Below are 19,338 nucleotides of genomic sequence, written 5' to 3' on the forward strand. Positions count from 1 at the left end.
GTTGCACAGCGCGCTTACCAGATACGAACGCGCTTTTCCGGCGGCAGGTACAGCGCATCGCCCGGCTTCACGTCGAACGCGCGGTACCACGGATCGAAATTGCGCACCGGACCGTTCGCGCGGTACATGCCGGGCGAATGCGGGTTGGTCTTGATCAGGTTGAGCAGCGATTCGTCGCGGTACTTGCCCTTCCAGATCTGGCCGAAGGCGAGGAAGAAGCGCTGGTCGCCGTTGAGACCCCCGATCACCGGCGCAGGCTTGCCATGCAGGCTCAGCTGGTAGGCGGTGTAGGCCATCGAGATGCCGCCGAGGTCGCCGATGTTCTCGCCCATCGTCAGCGCGCCGTTCACGCACTGGCCTTCCAGCGGGCAGTAGCTGTCGTACTGCGCGCCGAGCGCCTTCGTGCGCTCCTCGAAGCGCGCGCGGTCGGCGTCGGTCCACCAGTTGCGCTGGATGCCGTCGGCATCGGACTTGCTGCCCTGGTCGTCGAAGCCGTGGCCCATTTCATGGCCGATCACCGCGCCGATGCCGCCGTAGTTCACCGCCGCATCCGCATTCACGTCGAAGAACGGAGGCTGCAGGATCGCGGCCGGGAACACGATCTCGTTGAAGGTCGAGTTGTAGTACGCGTTCACCGTCTGCGGCGTCATGCGCCATTCGTCGCGATCGGTCTTCTGGCCGACGCGGCGGTTCTCGTCGCGACGCTCGAAGCGGCGCATCTCGATCGCGTTGGCGACCAGGTCGTCCGGCACGATGGTGACGCTGGAGTAGTCGGTCCACTTCGTCGGATAACCGATCTTCGGACGGAACGTGGACAGCTTGCGGTAGGCCTCGGCCTTGGTCGCCTCGCCCATCCAGTCCAGCTGCTGGATGTTCTGGCGCAGCGCGGCGCGCAGGTTTTCCACCAGCGAATCCATGGCGGCCTTGGATTCGGGCTTGAAATAGCGCGCGACGTACAGCTCGCCCACGGCGTCGCCGAGGCCGCCGTCCTTCGCGCCGACGATCGCGACGGCGCGCTTCCAGTCGTCCTTCTGCGCCTTCTGGCCGGCGAGCACCTTGCCGTTGAACTCGAACGACGCGTTGTCGATCTCGCGGCTGAGCAGTTCGGCGTTGCCATCGACCGCGTGGAAGGCGAGGTAGTCGCGCCACACCGGCAACGGCGTCGCGTTGACGACGTCGAGCACTGGCTGCACGGCGTCGGGCGTGACAACGTTGACGCGGTCGGGCTGCGGCATTTCCTGCGCTTTCAGATGCGCGGCGAAGTCGTAGGACGGGAACTGCTTCTGCAGCTCGCTGAAGGTGGAGACGTTGTAGGTCTTGTCGCGATCGCGACGCTTGGCGCGCTCCCACTGCGGCCTGGCGAGCGCGGTCTCGAGTTCAAGCACCTTCCGCGCGCGCGCCTGCACGTCCTTCGCGCCGGTGAAGGCGAGCATGCGCGCGATGTGCGCGACGTAGGCCTCGCGGATCTTGACGAAGCGGGCGTCCGGATTGGTGTAGTAATCCTTGTCCGGCAGGCCGAGGCCGCCGACGTTGAGGCTCACCAGGTACGCGTCGGGGTTCTTGCGATCCAGGTCCACGCCCAGGCGCACGGGCGAGGCGCTGGCGTCGAGGTCGGCGTTGGCGAAGGCGTTGACGAGGTCGTTCTTCGACCTGATCGCGTCGATGCGCTTCAGCACCGGTTGCAGCGGCGCGATGCCCTTCGCGTCGCGCGCGTCGCGGTCCATGTAGCTGGCGTAGAAGTCGCGGACCTTGCGGTCATTGCTGCCCGGCGCGAGGTCGCCCTTCGTGCGCAGCGCTTCGATCAGCCCGTGCACCTGCTCCTCGGAGCGGTCGCGCAGCGCGTTGAACGAACCGAAGGAAGTCTCGTAGTCCTTGAGCTGGTAGGTCTTCAGCCAGGTGCCGCTGACGTAGCGGTTGAAGTCGTCGCCCGGCTTGACCGAGGTGTCGCGGGCGCTCAGGTCGACGCCGAATTCGCCGAGCTCGGGCTTGCCGGCCGGCGCGTCGGCGGCAATCGAGGCGGTGGAGGCCAGGCCGAGCGCGAGGGCGAGGCTCAGGGACGAGAACTTCATGGGTGGTTCCGGCAAGGATGGAACCGTCGAGGCTAGCCGCGCCGCATGGGGCTGTCGCGTGACTTTGGTGGGGTTTCCAGGGCGCGATCGGGATCTGCGTCGCGGGCGCCCATTGCGGCAAAGCGGGCCGCCACTGCGCTCTTCCCACCCTGTGTCGTAGCCCGGGTACGCGAAGCGCGCCCGGGGATCGCGTGACGTCGCGGTGCCCGGGTGCGGCCGATGGCCTTGCCCGGGCTACAAACGCCGGTCCGGCCATCGCCTAGTGGGAGAGGGGCTCAACCGCCGGCTGCTTCGCCCGCTTGTTTCGCAGCCGTGCCCGACCCCGCAGCGCCCAGCTCGTACAGGTAGTCGACGTACGACATCACCGCCCCATCGAAGCCCTGCACCTTCGGATTCGTCGATTCGATGAGGAAGAATTCGTCGGGCGCGTGCGCACCGCCGCCGTGACCGAGGCCGAAATGCCCCGCCGGCAGCGACAGCGGCGGCTGGGTGAACACGAAGCCCGGGTACGAGCCCGCCAGGCGCGGCCACAGCAACGGCTCCACGCCACTGCGACGCAGCACCGCGACCTGCGCCTGGATCAGCTTCGACGCCGCATCGGTCGTAGTCGGGTCGTAGCCGCCGCTCACGTTCACCGCGATGTCGCCGTAGCCGCGCTTGCGCAGATGCGCCTTCAACGCCTCGACCGCGCCGTCGCGCGTCATCGGCGGCACCAGGCGCATGTCGATCTTCGCCACCGCGCGATGCGGCAGGACGGTCTTGCCGCCCGGCCCCGTGTAGCCGCCGACGAGGCCTTCGATGTTGATCGTCGGCTGCGACACCAGGCGTTCGTTCGCCTTCTCCCACGACAGGTCGTCGATCCAGCGCGGCACACCGAGCGTCCGGCGCGCGATGGCTTCGTCGCGCGCGCCGACGGATTTCGCGATCTGCGCGCGCTCTTCCGCGGTCAGCGGCGCGGGTTTCGGAAAGCCTTCGACCGTGATGGTGTTTCCATCCTCCGACACCAGCGTGTCGAGCGCCTTCACCAGCCGCCACGCGGGGCTGTCGACCATCGCCTTGAGCGAGGAATGCACGTCCTTCGACGGCCCGCGTCCCCAGGTCTTTCCGTCGGCGACGAGTTCCAGCTCCACCACGCCCTTCGCGCCGAGGTTCACCGTCACCGCGCCTTCGGGGTCCTGCAGTCCCATCGGCATGAACACGCCGATGCTCTTCTTCAGCGCTGTCTGCACGTCCGGACGCAGCACCACCTTGCCGATGTTGGGCGAACCGATTTCCTCCTCGCCCTCGGCCACCAGCACGAGGTTCACCGGCATGTTCTGCCGCGCATCGCGGATCGCGTGCAGCGCGGTGAGGAAGGCCATTTCCGGGCCCTTCTGGTTGGTCGCGCCGCGCCCGACCATCGCCTTGCCCAGGCCCGGCTTGTCGACGATGCGCGCCTCCAGCGGCGGCGAGGACCATTCGGCCGGATCGAACTGCTTCACGTCGTACATGAAGTACACGCCGACCGTGGTCGCGGCGCCCGCATCGAGCGTGGCGAACACGCCGGGCTTGCCGCCGGTGTCCACGACCTCCACGTGCTGGAAGCCGGCCTCGCGCGCGAGCTTCGCCATGTGCTCGGCGCCCTGCTTCGCGTTGAGGTCTTCGGCCGCGATCGACGGCAGCGCGATCCATTCCTGCAGCGCCTTCACCGCCGTGTCGTGCCGCTGGGCGACCTGCGCCTGGATCGAGGCGCGGTCGTGCGACTGGGCGAGTGCCATTCCCGATGCCATCGCCGACAGCGCGAAGGCGGTCAACCCGATCGCACGAAGCCGCGCGCGACGCCCGAAAACCGATGCAGCCATACACCGTCTCCCCAGCCGTGGTCGTGTCGCGAGTCTAGCGGGGGATCGGCGCGCGATGTGCCAAGGCTGCCACGTTGCTGGACGATGGCCGCCGCCTTTGGCCGCGTGCCTTTGTAGCCCGGGTAAGCGAAGCGCACCCGGGGGAGCGGCGATCCGCTAGCGGATACGCAAAACCCGGGTGCGGCCTTCGGCCTTACCCGGGCTACAGAAGCTGGATGATGGCCATCGCCTTCGCGCGCGCGCCTTTGTAGCCCGGGTAAGCGAAGCGCACCCGGGGGAACGGGCATCGGCGAACGGATACGCAAAACCCGGGTGCGGCCTTCGGCCTTACCCGGGCTACAGAAGCTGGACGATGGCCGCCGCCTGTGCGCGCGCGCCTTTGTAGCCCGGGCAAGCGAAGCGCACCCGGGGAACGGGGATCGGCGAACGGATACGCAAAACCCGCGTGCGGCCTTCGGCCTTACCCGGGCTACAGAAGCTGAAAGCAGGCATCGGCCGCAGGCTCAAGCAAGCGCGATCACGCCCGGCGCGGCAGCTTCCAGTCCGGTCGCACGAAGTGGCAGGTGTAGCCGGTCGGGTAGTGCTGCAGGTAATCCTGGTGCTCCGGCTCGGCTTCCCAGAACGGGCCGGCCGGCGACACTTCGGTCACCACCTTCCCCGGCCACAGGCCGGATGCATCGACGTCGGCGATGGTGTCTTCGGCCACGCGCTTCTGTTCGTCGTCCGTGTAGAAGATCGCCGAGCGGTAACTGGTGCCGATGTCGTTGCCCTGGCGGTTCTTCGTGGTCGGATCGTGGATCTGGAAGAAGAACTCCAGGATCTGCCGGTAACTGAGCTTGTCCGGATCGAACACGATCTCGATCGCCTCGGCATGGGTGCCGTGGTTGCGATAGGTGGCGTTGGGCACGTCGCCGCCGCTGTAGCCCACGCGCGTGGAGAGCACGCCGGGCATCGCGCGGATCAGCTCCTGCATGCCCCAGAAGCAGCCGCCGGCGAGCAGGGCGGTTTCGGTACGGGTGCTCATGTGGTTCCTCCGGATCGATGGACGCGCCGGACGCATCGCATCCGGCCCCTCCACGATGGGGGCGCGACGAGCGACCCTCAAGCGCGCGGCGGCTCAGTAGCGGGACGGATCGTCCTGCTCGGGCGGCGTGGTCTCCGGCGGCGGATTCGACGCGCCCGGCGCGGTCGAATCGTTGCTTTGCGCTTCCGGCGCCGGTGCGCCGGGCTGCTCGGACTGCACCGGCTCGGACGCATCGCCCGACGTCGGCGGCGTGGTCGAGTTGCCGTCGCTTTCGCGGCGATCGCAGCCCGGCATCGTCATCGCGACGCCCAGCAGGATCAACAGCACATGCATGCGGCTCATCGTGTCCTCCTCGTCATGTCGATGGATGTCTTCCGTGCATCGGCGGGTTCGATGGAACCGCAGGGGTGTGCATGGAATCGTGAAGCCGGGACCCGGGACTCGCGAATGCGACCAGCGTTTGAGACCGGTTCGACGACGTGGCACGTCGAGCGACATCGTTCCCTTCGGGAACAATCTCCGTCCGAGTTCCGGATCCCGGCTTCGCAAACAGTGACGACCACGTGATCGCTCCGTTGCGTGGACGGCGCCGCGACGCGGGCGCTTCTAGATTTTCCCGACGACCTTCCATGGAGCGATCGATGAACAGGACGAGACGACTGGCCTGCCTCGCACTGCTGGGCACGCTCGCCGCGCCCGCGTCCGCGCAGGACGAAAAGACCGAGACCCGGCAGAACGAAGCGAAGATCCTGCGTCCGGCGAAGATCGACGCCACGCCCGAGCGCATCGCGAGCCTGAAGGCCGCCGACGGCCTGGAAGCGAAGCCGTTCGCGACCGGACTGAAGAACGCGCGCATCCTCGTCGTCGCGCCCGACGGCACGGTATACGTGAGCCGCCGCGATCAGGGCGACGTGCTGATGCTGCGCGATGCGAACAGCGACGGCGTGGCCGACGGCGAACCCGCCGTCGTGGCCACGCGCCCGGGCGTGCACGGTCTCGCGCTCCACGACGGCCGCATGTACATGGCGACGGTGAAGGAGATCTTCGTCGCCCCGGTGAATCCCGACGGCACGCTCGGCGAGGCGTCGATGCTGGTCGGCGACCTGCCCGACGGCGGCCAGCATCCCAACCGCACGCTCGCCTTCGGTCCCGACGGCATGCTGTACGTCAGCGTCGGTTCGACCTGCAACGCGTGCAACGAAACCCATCCCGAACACGCGACGATCCTGCGCATGACGCCCGACGGCAAGTCGCGCACGATCTTCGCCAGCGGCCTGCGCAACACGATCGGTTTCGGCTGGCATCCGACGACCGGCGAGATGTGGGGCGCCGACCACGGCATCGACCTGCTCGGCGACGACCAGCAGCAGGAGGAACTCAACAAGCTCGAGATGGGAAAGCAGTACGGCTGGCCGCACGTGTACGGCAAGGGCGAGCTGAACGCGCAGAGCGCGCCGCCACCGGGCGGACTCACGCGCGAACAGTGGGCGAAGACCAGCACGCCGATGGCGATGGGCTACATCGCGCATTCGGCGCCGATGCAGATGGCGTTCCATCCCGGCGGCGGCGCGGTGCCGGCCGATTACGCGAACGATGCCTTCATCGCGATGCGCGGCTCGTGGAACCGCAATCCCGCGTCCGGTTATGAAGTCGTGCGCGTGGACTTCGACGACAAGGGCCAGCCGCAGCGGATGGAGCCGATCCTGACCGGCTTCCTCGTCGGTGGCGGGCAGCAGCATTTCGGCCGTCCGGTCGGCATGGCCGTCGCGAAGGACGGCGCGCTGCTGGTCGGCGACGACGTCAACGGCGTGATCTATCGCCTCGCCAGTCGCGACGGAAAGGGCGCGATGAAACCGATCTCGCCACCGGCCAGGGCGATGCAGGCGCAGGCGGCGAAGGGCATCGGCGTGCCGATCGCGATGCAGCGCAGGGAGACCGCGGCCAAGGGCGAACTCGCGGTCGAATCGCCGTCGTTCCCCGCGAACGGGCCGATCCCCGCGAAACACAGCGAGTACAAGGACGGCCTGTCGCCCGCGCTGTCGTGGACCGCGGTGCCGGGCGCGAAGTCGTACGCGATCGTCATGGAAGACCCCGACGCGAAGCCGATCACGCCGTTCGTGCACTGGGTAGCCTGGAACATCCCGGCCGACGTGACGTCGCTGCCGGAAGGCCTGCAGGAGCAGATGCGCCTCACCGAACCGGACGGAACGATGCAGGGCAGGACGAGCCGCGGCTCGGTCGGTTACTACGGCCCGCGTCCGCCGGTGGGCGACCCGCCGCATCACTACCACTTCCAGATCCTCGCGCTGGACACGATGCTCGACCTGCCGCCGGGCGCCGACCGCGACCAGTTGCTCGCCGCCGCGAAGGGCCACGTCATTGCGAAGGGTGAGCGCGTGGGGACGTACGGGCAGACGGACGCGCCTTTGAAGTGACGCGCTGTCGAAGGAACGAGTAGCCAGGAACGGGAAACGAGAGGAGTGCGTGCGCTTGCACTCGGTCCCCGTTCCTCGTTCCTCGTTCCTCTTCAGTCGTTTATCGTTCCTCCCATGCCCACCGTCCACCTCTTCGTCTACGGCTCCCTCGCCCCCGGCCGCGCCAACGCGCACGTGCTCGCCGGCATTCCCGGGCAATGGCGGCCGGCCACGGTGACGGGGACGCTGCACGCGCAGGGCTGGGGCGCGGCGTTGGGTTATCCGGGGCTGGTGCTCGATCCGAACGGCGACGACGTGGCGGGCCTGGTGTTCACCTCCGACGAACTGCCCGCGCACTGGCCGCGCCTGGACGAATTCGAAGGCGACGGCTACGCGCGCGTGATCACCGCCGCGCGCCTGGCCGACGGCACCCTCGTCCAGGCGCACGTCTACTGCCTCGCAGCGACGCCGGGCGCGGCCTGATGCCGGCGACTTGATCCCGCATCGCCCCGGCAGGCACCATGCGGCGCATCCGCGACGCGGGAGGCCGCCATGGCGATGCCCGAAGACGAAAGCCGCGTGCCGCCGGGCATCGGCGACGATCACGACGACGATCCCGCCCACGCGCACGGCCTGACGCAACTGATCCGGCGCTCGCTCGGCGGCGTCGGATCGCTCGCGCGCAGGTTGCTGCTCGGTATCGTCGTGCTGGTCGTCGCGCTGATCGGCATCCGCGCGTACCTGTCCACGCAGGGCCCGCCGCTGCGGCCGTGGCAGACGATCGTGCCGGAGGAACCCACCGCCGAGGCCATCGCCAGGATGGACTGGCGCGCGTACACGGAAGCCGAAGCCGCTATCTTCGACGACGTGCATCGCAAGCTGCAGGCGAAGCTCGTCGCCGCCGATCGCACGCCGCTCAACCGCTATCACGACGCGAGCCTGACCTCGCCGCTGCGTTTCGAGCGCGACTGGAACCGTTCCTTCGTGCTCGAACCCGACGGCGAGCCGCGCGGCGTCGCGGTGATGCTGCACGGCCTCACCGATTCGCCGTACAGCATGCGCAGCCTCGCCGAGCTGTGTCGCGCGCGCGGCTTCGTCGTGCTGGTGCCGCGCCTGCCCGGCCACGGCACCGTGCCCGCCGCGCTCACGCGCACGGGCCGCGAGGAATGGAACGCGGTCGTCGCCATGACGATCCGCGAAGCGCAGGAGCGCGCCGGCGAGGAACGCCCGATCCATCTCGTCGGTTACTCCAACGGCGCCGCGCTCGCGCTGCTGCACGAGCTGCGCTGGATCGGTCGCGGGCATCGCAGCGACGTGGAGCGCATCGTGCTGCTCTCGCCGATGATCGAGGTCAACCGCTTCGCACGCTACGCCGGGCTCGCCGGCGTGCCGGCGTTCTTCAGCCGGTACGCGAAATCCGCGTGGCTCGACCTGCTGCCGGAATACAACCCGTTCAAGTACAACTCCTTCCCGGTGCGCGCGGCGCGCGAGTCCTACCTCGTCACCGCCGACCTGCAGAAGGCGCTGGAATCCGTATCACGCGGCAATCGCATGCAGCACATGCCGCCGGTCCTCGCGTTCCAGTCCGTCGTGGACGACACGGTTTCCGCGCGCGCGGTGATGACGCGGCTGTTCGACGCGCTGCCCGACAACGGCAGCGAGCTGGTGCTGTTCGACGTGAACCGCAGCCGGGTGATGTCGCCGATGCTGCGGCCGAACGCGACTGGCTGGACGCGCGACGTGCTGCGCCAGCCGCGCGACTATGCGCTGACCGTGCTGGGCGCGGCCTCGCCGGACGATCCGGCGGTGCTGGCGCGTTCGCGCGCGGCCCATGCCGCCGCGATCACCGCGCATCCCATCGGCATCGCGTACCCGGCCGAGGTGTATTCGCTGTCGCACGTCGCGCTGCCGTTCGCCGACGACGATCCCCTGTACGGGCTGCATCCGAAGGCCCACGAGGGCCTGCACCTGGGCGCCGTGGCGGTGCGCGGCGAGCGCAACGCGCTGCTGGTCTCGCAGGATGCGCTGGGGCGGCTGGGAAGCAATCCGTTCCACGCGTACATGCTGGGGCGGATCGCGGCGACGCTCGCTGCGCGCTAGTCGCGCGCTTGCCCTTGCAGCACGGATAAGCGAGGCGCACGCGGGTCGTGCGAGGGGCTCCCCGGGTGCGCTTCGCTTACCCGGGCTACAAAAGCGACAGCGCCTTCGCCGTTGACGCACACCTTCGCGGGTCGTGCGAGGGGCTCCCCGGGTGCGCTTCGCTTACCTGGGCTACAAAAGCGACAGCGCCTTCGCCGTTGACGCACACCTTGCCGATCGTGTCGGCAAGCGCGACGCGCGTCGCACGCACGCCATGCGTCACCCGCGCGTCATGCCGGTTTAAGAATTCGTTCCGAACATCGCGGACTTTTCATGCATCCCGATGCGCCGCATCGGTCACCAGGGAAACGTCCGCAATGACCCGCAAGCCACACGCGCGCCGCCGCGCGTTCCGCCACGCCCTCACGCTCGCCGTCGCCACGGCGCTGTTTTCGCCGGCCTTTGCGACCGCGCATGCGCAGACCGCCGCGACGCCCGACGGCAGCCGCGAAGCCACCGAACTCGACGCGGTGATCGTTACCGGCCGCTCCGGCATCCAGGAGCGCAGCAAGGCCGAAACCAGCTATTCGGTCACGCGCATCGACGAGGAACGCCTGCGCATGCAGGCGCCGACCTCGGTGACCGAAGCGATGAAATCCGTGCCGGGCTTCTGGGTTGAAGCCTCCGGCGGCGAGGCCTCGGGCAACATCCGCGCGCGCGGCATCCCGGTGGACGGCTTCGGTTCGGTGAACCTGCTCGAGGACGGCATGCCGGTGCAGCACGATCCCGCGCTGGGCTACCTCAACGCCGACCAGGTGTTCCGCCTGGACGAAACCATCGAACGCGTGGAGGTCGTGCGCGGCGGTCCGTCGTCGGTGTTCTACTCCAACGCGCCGGCGGGCGCGATCAACTTCGTGCCGCGCGTGGTCGGCGACGAGGCCGAAGGCATCGTGAAGTACACCTGGGGCGATTACGGCCTGGGCCGGCTCGACTTCTTCTACGGCACGCCGCTGGGCGCGGGCGACTGGAAGCTCGGCGTCGGCGGCTTCTACCGCCAGGACGACGGCATCCGCGATCCCGGCTTCCACGCGAACAAGGGCGGCCAGTTCCGCGTGAACCTGAGCCGCGCGTTCGAACGCGGCGACATGATGTTCGACTTCAAGCGTGTCGACGACAACGTGATGCTGTACCTGGGCATCCCGATGCGCACCTACGCCGATGGCGAGATCCGCGCCGTGCCCGGTTTCGACGGCAACCACGGCACCATGGCCGGCCCGGAGACCGAGCGCCTGGGCCTGCGCATGGGCGATGGCTCGTACTACGACTTCGACAACGCGATCGGCACCGGCATCGAGCGCGACCAGTACACGTTCAAGTTCAACTACGACCTCGGCGCGGGCTTCCGGCTCGCCGAATCGCTGCGCTACAGCACGACCGACACCACGCGCAACGGCGTGTATCCGCTGCAGCTGCAGGGTGCGGCGCAGTGGCTCGACAGCGCCGACGCGCGCCGCGCGCTGGCTTCGGTGCCGGGCGCGACGGACCTTCGCCTGGTGTACGCGAACGATCCCACGCAGACCTTCGACGTCGCCAACCAGAACGGCAACGGCCTGCTGGTCGTCGGCGGCCTGCGCGGCATCACCGCGCCGGTGAACGAGCTGACCAACGACACGCGCGTGATGCGCCGCTTCGAGTCGGGCACGCAGAGCCACGACGTCACCTTCGGCTATTACTACGCGAAGTTCGACCAGGATTTCGACCGCTATTCGTCGAACGTGCTGCTCGACGTGCGCGACAACGCACGCCTGCTCGACCTGGTCGCGCTCGACGCGCAGGGAAATCCGATCCGCACGATCACCGAAGGCGGCATCTTCCGCAACGGCTACGAGTGGGAGAACGCGAGCGGACGCTCGACCACGCACGCGTTCTACCTCTCCGACGAGTGGCAGGTGACCGACGCGTTGCGCCTGGACGCGGGCGTGCGCCACGAGGAAGTGAACGTCGAAGGCTGGATGGAAGTGCGCACCACCGCCGACCTGGGCACGTTCCCGGATTCGAACATGCTCACCGGCTCGGGCCAGTACGTCTCCTACGACGAAAGCTTCAGCAAGACCGGCTGGACGTTCGGCGCGAACTACCAGTTCTCGCCGTACCAGGGCGTGTTCGCGCGCTGGACGTCGGCGTTCCGCCTGCCGAACCTGGGCAGCTACATCACGCGCTGGTCGAACTGCACGGTGAGCGCGATCGAGGCCTGCGTCAACGCCAACTCGAACAAACCCATCACGCAGACCATGGACCTGGCCGAGGCCGGCTACAAGTTCACCCACCAGAACCTGGACCTGTACGCCACCGCGTTCTACACGAAGTACGACAACGTCGGCTTCAGCAACTCGGTGTTCGATCTCAGCGGCACCGTGCAGCGCGTCGAGCAGGGCTATGCGGCGACAAAGACCCATGGCATCGAGCTGGAGGCGGCGTGGTATCCGGTCGACTGGTTCGACATGCAGGTCACCGCGACCCTGCAGGAACCGGAGTACGACGACCTGCGCTACACCGAATCGGTCAACGGATCGCCGGTGATCCGCGACTACGTCGGCAACCAGCTGATCCGCGTGCCGAAGCAGAGCCTGCGCGTGGTGCCGGGCGTGAACCTGCTCGACCAGCGCCTGCGCCTGCAACTCGCGTACGAGTACCAGGGCGAGCGCTTCGTCGACACCGCCAACAGCGTGCGCCTGCCGTCGTACGACGTGTGGAGCGCGAGCGCGCGTTACGACCTGACGCCGCAGTGGTCGCTGTTCGGCTACGTCGACAACATCGACAACTCGCTGGGCCTGACCGAAGGCAACCCACGCGCGGGCGAACTCGCCAACGCCGATGCCGGCGCGAACACCTTCATCGCGCGCCCGGTGCTGGGCCGTTCGTATCGCCTCGCCGTGATGTACAGGTTCTGATGCGAAACGCTTTCGCGCTGGCGATCGCGACGCTGGGGGCGGTCCTGCCATGGACCGCCTCCGCGTGCGATCTGGAACGCCCTTCCGGCATCGCGCCGTGCACGCGCGCGGCGGTGGACGCGCTGCCGATGCAGGCGGTGCAGGCCATCGGCACGCACAACAGCTACAAGCGCGCGATTCCGGCCGATGAACTCGCCGCGCATCGCGCCGTCGACGCGCACGGTGCGGACGGGCTCGACTACGCGCATCCGCCGTTGCGCGAACAGCTCGACGCGGGCCTGCGCGCGCTCGAACTGGACGTCTACCACGACCCCGACGGCGGCCGGTACGTCGCACCGCCCGGCGCGCATCGCCGGGGGTTCGCGACGCCGCCATGGCGGGCGGACGACCTGGCCCGCATGCGTGCACCGGGGTTCAAGGTCATGCACCTGCACGACATCGATTTCCGCAGCCACTGCGTGGGCTTCACGCAGTGCCTGCGCGAGGTCGGCGAGTGGTCGCGCGCGCACCCGTGGCACGCGCCGGTCATGATCTCGATCAACGCGAAGGACGGCGCCGGCGGACCGGGTTCGGTCGCCGTGCTGCCGTTCGATGCCGCCGCGTTCGACGCACTGGATGCGGAAGTGCGCGCCGCGTTGCCCGCGTCGCAACGCTTCGAACCCGCGCAGCTGCGTGGAGGCACCTGGCCGACGTTGGGCGCGATGCGCGGCAAGGTTTTCCTCGTGCTCGACGAATCGCCGGCGAAGAGCGCCGTCTACCGCTCGCGGGCGGCGGCGCCGGCGCTGTTCGTCGCCGGCGACGACAGCGCGTTCCTCGTGCTGAACGACCCCGTCGAACAGCGCGACGCGATCCGCGAGGCGCTGGACGCCGGCCGTCTGGTGCGCACGCGCGCCGACGCGGACACGCGCGAAGCGCGCGCGAGCGACACACGGCGACGCGACGCCGCGTTCGAAAGCGGCGCGCAGTTCGTATCGACCGATTACCCCCACGCCGATCCGCGCTGGCCGCGGTATCGCGTCGAGTTCCCCGAAGGCGGCTTCGTCCGGTGCCGCCCCGGACACGCGCAGTGCGCGGCCCTGGAGACGAACGATGAGAATTGAAGCCATCCTGCTCGCCCTGCTGCTCGCCGCGATCGCGCCGGCCGTTGCGAGCGAGACCGCGCCGGACCTCGTGCTGGAGGGAACCCTCGACCGGCGCGACCACCAGCGCTATCGCACCGTGCCGTTCGACGTGCCCGCCGGCACCGAACGCATCACCGTGGAATTCGACCACGACGGACGCGAGCAGAAGACGACGATCGACCTCGGCCTGCTCGCGCCGGGCGGCTTCGCCGATCCGCACGGCTTCCGCGGCTGGAGCGGCGGCAACAAGCGCAGCTTCACCGTTTCGTCCACCGACGCCACCCCGTCCTACCTGCCCGGGAAGATCGAGCCGGGCCGCTGGTCGCTGCTGCTGGGGATCCCGAACATCCGCCCGGAATCGGTGACGCATTACAGCGCGCGCGTGTGGTTCGGCCGCGCCGACATGCCGTACCGGGAGCCGCAATCGTTCGCGCCGCCGCTGCGTGATGGAGACGGCTGGTATCGCGGCGACCTGCACCTGCACGACGCGCACAGCGACGGCAGCTGTCGCAGCCAGAACGGCGCGAAGGTGCCGTGCCCGGTGTTCCTCACCGCGCAGGCGGCGGTCGCGCGCGGGCTGGACTTCATCGCGATCACCGACCACAACACGACCTCGCACGCGAACGCGATCCGCGAACTGCAACCGTACTTCGACCGCCTGCTGATGGTGCCGGGCCGCGAGATCACCACCTTCAGCGGCCACGCCAACCTGTTCGGCACGGTCGCGCCGCTGGATTTCCGCGTCGCGGAAGGCCGCGACTGGAACGACGTGCTGCGCGACGCGCAACGCCTGGGCGGCGTGGTGTCGATCAACCATCCGATCCGCCCGTCCGGCGAACGCTGCATGGGGTGCGGCTGGACGCCCTCGCCCGCCGCCGATCCCGCGCTGCTGCAGGCGGTGGAGGTGGTGAACGGCGCGGATGCGGACACGCCGTATTCGGGCATTCCGTTCTGGCACGCGCAGCTCGATGCCGGACATCGCCTCACCGCGATCGGCGGCAGCGACAACCACGATGCGGGGCAATCGCTGTCCGGGCACGGTGGTGGCGCGATCGGCCAGCCCACCACCGTCGTGCGCGCGCGTGCGCTGTCGATGCCGGCGATCCTCGACGGCCTGCGCGCCGGCGAGGTGTTCGTCGACGTGCAGGGCAGTCGCGATCGCGCGCTCTCGATGCAGGCGCGCGCCGGCCAGCGCAGCGCGTCGATGGGCGGCGCGATCGTCGTGCGCGAAGGCGAGACCGCGCGCTTCCGGATCGCCACCGGCCACGTGCGCGGCGCGCGCGTGACGCTGTGGCTGGATGGACGCGATGCGACCGCGCTGCTCGCCGACGCCGCCATCGCGAGCGACGCGCACACGCTGGCCTTCGACTGGAAGGGCGACGGCCGCGCGCACTGGCTGCGCGCCGACGTGCGCGGGCCGGACGGAACGCTGTGGCTGATCGGCAACCCGGTCTACATCACCGTCCGCTGAAATCGTCCATGCGCTGCGAAATCGCCCGCATCACTTCGTCGCAGGTGTACGGCTTGTTCACCATCGGCACGCCGCGGTAGCGCTCGGCGATGCCCTCGCTGCCGTAGGCGGAGGCGAAGAAGAACGGCACGCCGCGCGCTTCCAGGCGCTCGCACAGCGGATACACCTGCTCGCCGTGCAGGTTGATGTCGAGGATCGCGCAGTCGATGCGCTCGCGATCGGCCACGCCCATCGCGTCGTCCAGCCGGGCGGCGGTGAAGACCCGGTAGCCTGCTTCGGTGAGCAGGTCGTCCAGGGTCATCGCGACGTACATCTCGTCCTCGGCCAGCAACAGCGTCTTTCCGCTCATCCGCTTCCCGCATCCTTGAGCGGCACCGTGATCGTGCACACCACGCCACTCTCCGGAAACTCCAGCGACACGTCGCCGCCGAGTTCGTAACCCACGCCTTCGGTGATCAGGCGCGAACCGAAACCGCGCGAGGCCGGCGCCATCACCGGCGGGCCGCCGGATTCGGTCCAGACCACGCGCAGCCAGCGCTGGCCGTCGCGATCGAAGGTGTTCCATTCCAGCCGGACCATGCCGTGCTCGCGCGTGAACGCGCCGTACTTGCCGGCGTTGGTCGCCAGCTCGTGCAGCGCCAGGCTCAGCGCGAGGCCGGTCTTCGCGTCCAGGTGCAGGTCGTCGCCGACCAACTGCGCGTGCGAGCCGTCGGCGACCTGGTACGGCGCGAGTTCGGCGCGCGCCAGCTCCGCCAGGCTCACACCGCGCCAGCCTTCCTTCGCCAGCAGGTCGTGCGCGGTGGAGAGCGAACGCAGGCGCGAGACGAACGCCTCGCGGAACTTGCCCATGTCCGCGGTGTGCCGCAGCGTCTGCAACGCGATGGAGTGCACCGTCGCCAGCGTGTTCTTGACGCGATGGTTCAGCTCGCCCACCAGCATCTCGCGCTGCTGCGCGGCGACGCGCCGCTGGGTGACGTCCAGCGCCATCGCGACCGCGTGCGAGGGCCGGCCGCCTTCGTCGTGGATGAGCGAGACGTGCTTGTTGATCCACACCACCTCGCCATCGGAGCGCAGGCCGCGGTGTTCGATCTGGATCGGCTCGCCATCGGCCACCAGTCCGCGGAACTGCGATTGGAATTCCTCGGCATCGTCGGGATGCACGTATTCGAGCAGGCGATGGCCGATGAGTTCCTCCGAGCTGCGGCCCAGGATCTCGCCGTAGCGCGGATTGACCATCTCCAGGCGCCCTTCCAGGTCGGTCTGCGCGACGCCGACCGTGGTCTGCTCGATGATCGCGGCGAGGCGGCGCTCGCTTTCGTCGAGCATGCGCGCGGCGCGCTTGCGTTCGGTGATGTCGCGCGCGATGGTCGAACCGCCCACGACCGCGCCGCTGGAATCGAGCACCGGCGAGCAGCGCAGCGACACCGGCACCGGCGTGCCGTCCTCGCGCAGCCAGGTCATCAGCAGTTCCTCGGCCTTGGTCTGGCGCGAGGACGCTTCCAGCAGCGTGTCCAGGTCCTTCTTCGAATCCGGCGGCAGCAGCACGGTGAGCGACTTGCCGATCGCGCGCGCCGGCGGATAGCCGAACATGCCCTCGGCGCCGGCGTTCCAGCTGGTGATCGTGCCTTCCAGGCTGTGGCCGATGATCGCGTCCTGCGAGGATTCGACGATCGCCGCGAGCCGCGCGCGTTCGTACTCGTGCTGCTGGCGCTCGGTGATGTCGATGAAGGTGAGCACCACGCCGTCGATGACGTTGTCGGTGGTGCGGTACGGGCGCATGCGCAGCAGGTACACGGCATCGTCCACACCGCCCTGCAGCACGCGCTCGACCATCGCCAGCGTGCGCAGCACCTGCTTCACGTCCTGCTTGAGCTGCGGATACGGGATGCGCGCGGTGATCTCGGTGATCGGACGTCCGTGGTCGCCCTCGCGCAGATGGAACAGGTCGCTGATGGCGGGCGTGAAGCCGCTCACGTGCAGTGCCGAGTCGAGGAACAGCGTGGCGATCTGCGTGCTTTCCAGCAGGTTCTGCAGGTCGCTGTTGAGCCGCGCGAGCGTCTCGTTCTTGCTGTTGAGCTCGACGTTGACGGTCTGCAGCTCCTCGTTGATCGACTGCATCTCCTCCTTGGAGGTTTCCAGCTCCTCGTTGGAGGACTGCAGTTCCTCGTTGACGGACTGGTACTCCTCGTTGGCCGACTTCATTTCCTCGTTGGCCGTTTCCAGTTCGTCGATCGCGGTGTGCAGCTGCTCGCGCGTGGTCGCCAGTTCCAGCTCCAGGTCGCGGATGCGCGCGGCCTCGCCGCGCACGCGGCGGCCGTTGGACGCGGGCGATTCGGCGACGGCCTGGACCGGTGCGAGTTCCTTGAAGACCAGGATGCACAGCGACGACGGCGCGCGGCGTTCGGCGTTGCCGTCGTCCAGTTCGTGGATCGGTTCGGCGATCAGGCGCACGGGGATGCGCTCGCCGCCGACGCCGCCGAGCTGGCCTTCCTGCACGACCGTCGCATGGCGGATCAGCGCCTGCTGCACCGCGGTGCGCGCCGGGCCACGCAGGCCCTTGTGCAGCAGCGCGAACAGGTTGAGGCTCGCCGCGCCCGACGACGGCCCGAGATAGCGCCCGGTGTCGCCGGAGAAGCGCAGCACGTCGTGGTTCGCATCGATGACGACGTAGGCCGGCGCATGTTTCTCGAGCACGCGCCGCGCGTTGCGATCGATCGCGTCCTCGACTCCGCCGGTGCGCGCGACGGGCGCGCGCGTGGTCGCTTCCATGCCGGCCAGCCGCTTGGGCGCGGTCATCGGCAGGCTCGCGCGGCCGTCGGCGCGTCGCGAGTACAGGCGATGTTTCTTGTCCAGCACCGAGAACAGCGAGGTGTTGCGTCCCAGGCTTTCCGACGGCCCGAGCATCAGCACGCCACCCGGCCGCAACGCGTAATGGAACGTGCGGATCAGGTGTTCCTGCAGATCCGAGTTCATGTAAATGAGCAGGTTGCGGCAGGAGATCAGGTCCAGCCGCGAGAACGGCGGGTCCTTGATCGCGCTGTGCGGCGAGAACACCACCATTTCGCGGATCGGCTTGACCACGCAGTAATGCTCGCCGTCCTGGATGAACCAGCGCTCCAGGCGCTGCGCCGAGACGCCCGGCAACGGCGCGCGGAAGCGGCCGGCGCGCGCGGCGTTGATCGCGAGGTCGTCGATGTCGGTGGCGAAGATCTGCACCTTCGGCCCGCCGCGGCGCTGCGCGATGGCCTCGGCGAGCGCGATGGCGATCGAATACGCCTCCTCGCCCGTCGCGCACGCCGGGATCCACACGCGCAAGGTGTCGGCGGCGCTCTTGCCGTCGAGCAGCGCGGGAATGGCGAGCGCCTGCAAGGCTTCGAAGGCGTCGGGATCGCGGAAGAACTCGGTCACGCCGATCAGCAGTTCGCGGAACAGGCTGTCCAGTTCGCGCGGCGTCTGCTTGAGGTGCTCGATGTAGGCCGGGACGCTGTCGACCTGCACCACCTGCATGCGCCGCTGGATCCGGCGCACCAGGGTCTTTTCCTTGTACTGGCTGAAGTCGTGGCCGACCTCGGCGCGCAGCAGCGCGCAGATCGCCTGCAGGTGCGCGCTCAGGTCCTGGCGGATGCCGTCGGGGCCCTTCTTGGTGCGCGCGATGGCGAGGTGTTCGCGATAGGCCTTCAATCGCGCCGGCATCTGTTCCACCGGCACGATGTTGTCGACCAGCCCGGTCGCCACGGCGCTGGCGGGCATGCCGCTGATGGCGACGTGGTCCACCGCCGCCTGCGCGAGCGTGAGGCCGCCGCGTTCCTTGATCGCGCTGAGCCCGCGCGCGCCGTCGCTGCCGGCGCCGGACAGGATGATGCACACCGCGTTGTCGCCCTGGTCCTGCGCGAGCGAGGCGAAGAAGGTGTCGATGGGGAAGCGGTACTGCCGCGGCGGCGCGGGCTTGCTCAGCTGCAGCACGCCGCCGCTGATGGTGAGGGTGGAATCGGGCGGGATGATGTAGACGTGGCCGGCTTCGACCTCCATGCCGTCGGCGGCTTCCATCACCACCAGCGCGGTGTAGCGCGAGACCAGTTCCGGCAGCATGCTCGCGTGGTCGGGCGAGAGGTGCGAGACGAGGACGAAGGCCATGTCGTCGGCTTCGTCCAGGTGCTCGAAGAACGCCTTGTACGCCTCCAGCCCGCCGGCGGAGGCGCCGATGCCCACGATCAGCGGCAGCGCCGCCGTGGATGCAGGCGGGTTCGCCCGCTCGTCGCCGGCCGAACCGGGCTCCGGATCCTTCTGCTTCCCGGGGCTTGGTGGCTTCTGGGTCATGGTGTCGGCGAACCTCGGGCGAGGCGGTCAGTATCGGCCACGGGTTTTGAC

Annotated in this window: 12 protein-coding genes; 6 read left to right on the plus strand and 6 right to left on the minus strand. The window is 68.8% G+C overall.

Going from position 1 to position 19,338, the window contains the following annotated elements:
• Positions 1-14 precede the first annotated feature (14 nt).
• From I4U41_RS06680 to I4U41_RS06695, 4 genes are all read right to left on the minus strand, one after another.
• Complete coding sequence (locus I4U41_RS06680) at positions 15-2,069, minus strand: M13 family metallopeptidase (protein ID WP_206860300.1); 2,055 nt, start codon at positions 2,067-2,069, stop codon at positions 15-17.
• Between the two features lie 275 nt (positions 2,070-2,344).
• Positions 2,345-3,826, minus strand: a complete 1,482-nt coding sequence (locus tag I4U41_RS06685) for a M20/M25/M40 family metallo-hydrolase (protein WP_242525009.1) — start codon at positions 3,824-3,826, stop codon at positions 2,345-2,347.
• A gap of 601 nt (positions 3,827-4,427) precedes the next feature.
• Positions 4,428-4,934, minus strand: a complete 507-nt coding sequence (gene msrA, locus I4U41_RS06690) for a peptide-methionine (S)-S-oxide reductase MsrA (protein ID WP_206860301.1) — start codon at positions 4,932-4,934, stop codon at positions 4,428-4,430.
• A gap of 93 nt (positions 4,935-5,027) precedes the next feature.
• Complete coding sequence (locus I4U41_RS06695) at positions 5,028-5,276, minus strand: hypothetical protein (protein WP_206860302.1); 249 nt, start codon at positions 5,274-5,276, stop codon at positions 5,028-5,030.
• Between the two features lie 299 nt (positions 5,277-5,575).
• On the opposite strand from I4U41_RS06695, the gene I4U41_RS06700 reads away from it, so the two are divergent.
• The 6 genes from I4U41_RS06700 to I4U41_RS06725 all read left to right on the plus strand — a co-directional run bounded on the left by I4U41_RS06700 (position 5,576) and on the right by I4U41_RS06725 (position 14,970).
• Positions 5,576-7,369 carry a YbhB/YbcL family Raf kinase inhibitor-like protein gene (locus I4U41_RS06700; protein ID WP_206860303.1) on the plus strand — a complete coding sequence of 598 codons (1,794 nt, stop codon included), beginning with the start codon at positions 5,576-5,578 and terminating at the stop codon, positions 7,367-7,369.
• Between the two features lie 114 nt (positions 7,370-7,483).
• Positions 7,484-7,831 (plus strand): gamma-glutamylcyclotransferase family protein, encoded by a 348-nt coding sequence (locus I4U41_RS06705; RefSeq protein WP_206860304.1) that lies wholly within the window; start codon positions 7,484-7,486, stop codon positions 7,829-7,831.
• Between the two features lie 69 nt (positions 7,832-7,900).
• Entirely contained in the window at positions 7,901-9,448 is a 1,548-nt protein-coding gene (locus I4U41_RS06710; protein WP_206860305.1) for an alpha/beta hydrolase, read from the plus strand.
• Positions 9,449-9,804: 356 nt separating this feature from the next.
• Positions 9,805-12,378: a TonB-dependent receptor gene (locus tag I4U41_RS06715; protein ID WP_206860306.1), complete on the plus strand. Its 2,574-nt coding sequence runs from the start codon at positions 9,805-9,807 to the stop codon at positions 12,376-12,378.
• Positions 12,378-13,478: a Ca2+-dependent phosphoinositide-specific phospholipase C gene (locus I4U41_RS06720; RefSeq protein WP_206860307.1), complete on the plus strand. Its 1,101-nt coding sequence runs from the start codon at positions 12,378-12,380 to the stop codon at positions 13,476-13,478. Before I4U41_RS06715 ends, I4U41_RS06720 begins: the two co-directional genes overlap by 1 nt.
• Complete coding sequence (locus I4U41_RS06725; RefSeq protein WP_206860308.1) at positions 13,468-14,970, plus strand: CehA/McbA family metallohydrolase; 1,503 nt, start codon at positions 13,468-13,470, stop codon at positions 14,968-14,970. The genes I4U41_RS06720 and I4U41_RS06725 overlap by 11 nt, the downstream gene beginning before the upstream one ends.
• Here I4U41_RS06725 and I4U41_RS06730 read toward each other — a convergent pair.
• The gene (locus tag I4U41_RS06730) at positions 14,957-15,319 is read right to left on the minus strand and encodes a response regulator (protein WP_206860309.1); all 363 of its coding nucleotides are present in this window, start codon (positions 15,317-15,319) and stop codon (positions 14,957-14,959) included. The genes I4U41_RS06725 and I4U41_RS06730 overlap by 14 nt on opposite strands.
• Positions 15,316-19,287, minus strand: a complete 3,972-nt coding sequence (locus tag I4U41_RS06735) for a PAS domain S-box protein (RefSeq protein ID WP_206860310.1) — start codon at positions 19,285-19,287, stop codon at positions 15,316-15,318. The genes I4U41_RS06730 and I4U41_RS06735 overlap by 4 nt, the downstream gene beginning before the upstream one ends.
• Positions 19,288-19,338: the final 51 nt, after the last annotated feature.

It is taken from the genome of Lysobacter changpingensis (assembly GCF_017308985.1).
GTDB lineage: Bacteria > Pseudomonadota > Gammaproteobacteria > Xanthomonadales > Xanthomonadaceae > Lysobacter_J > Lysobacter_J changpingensis.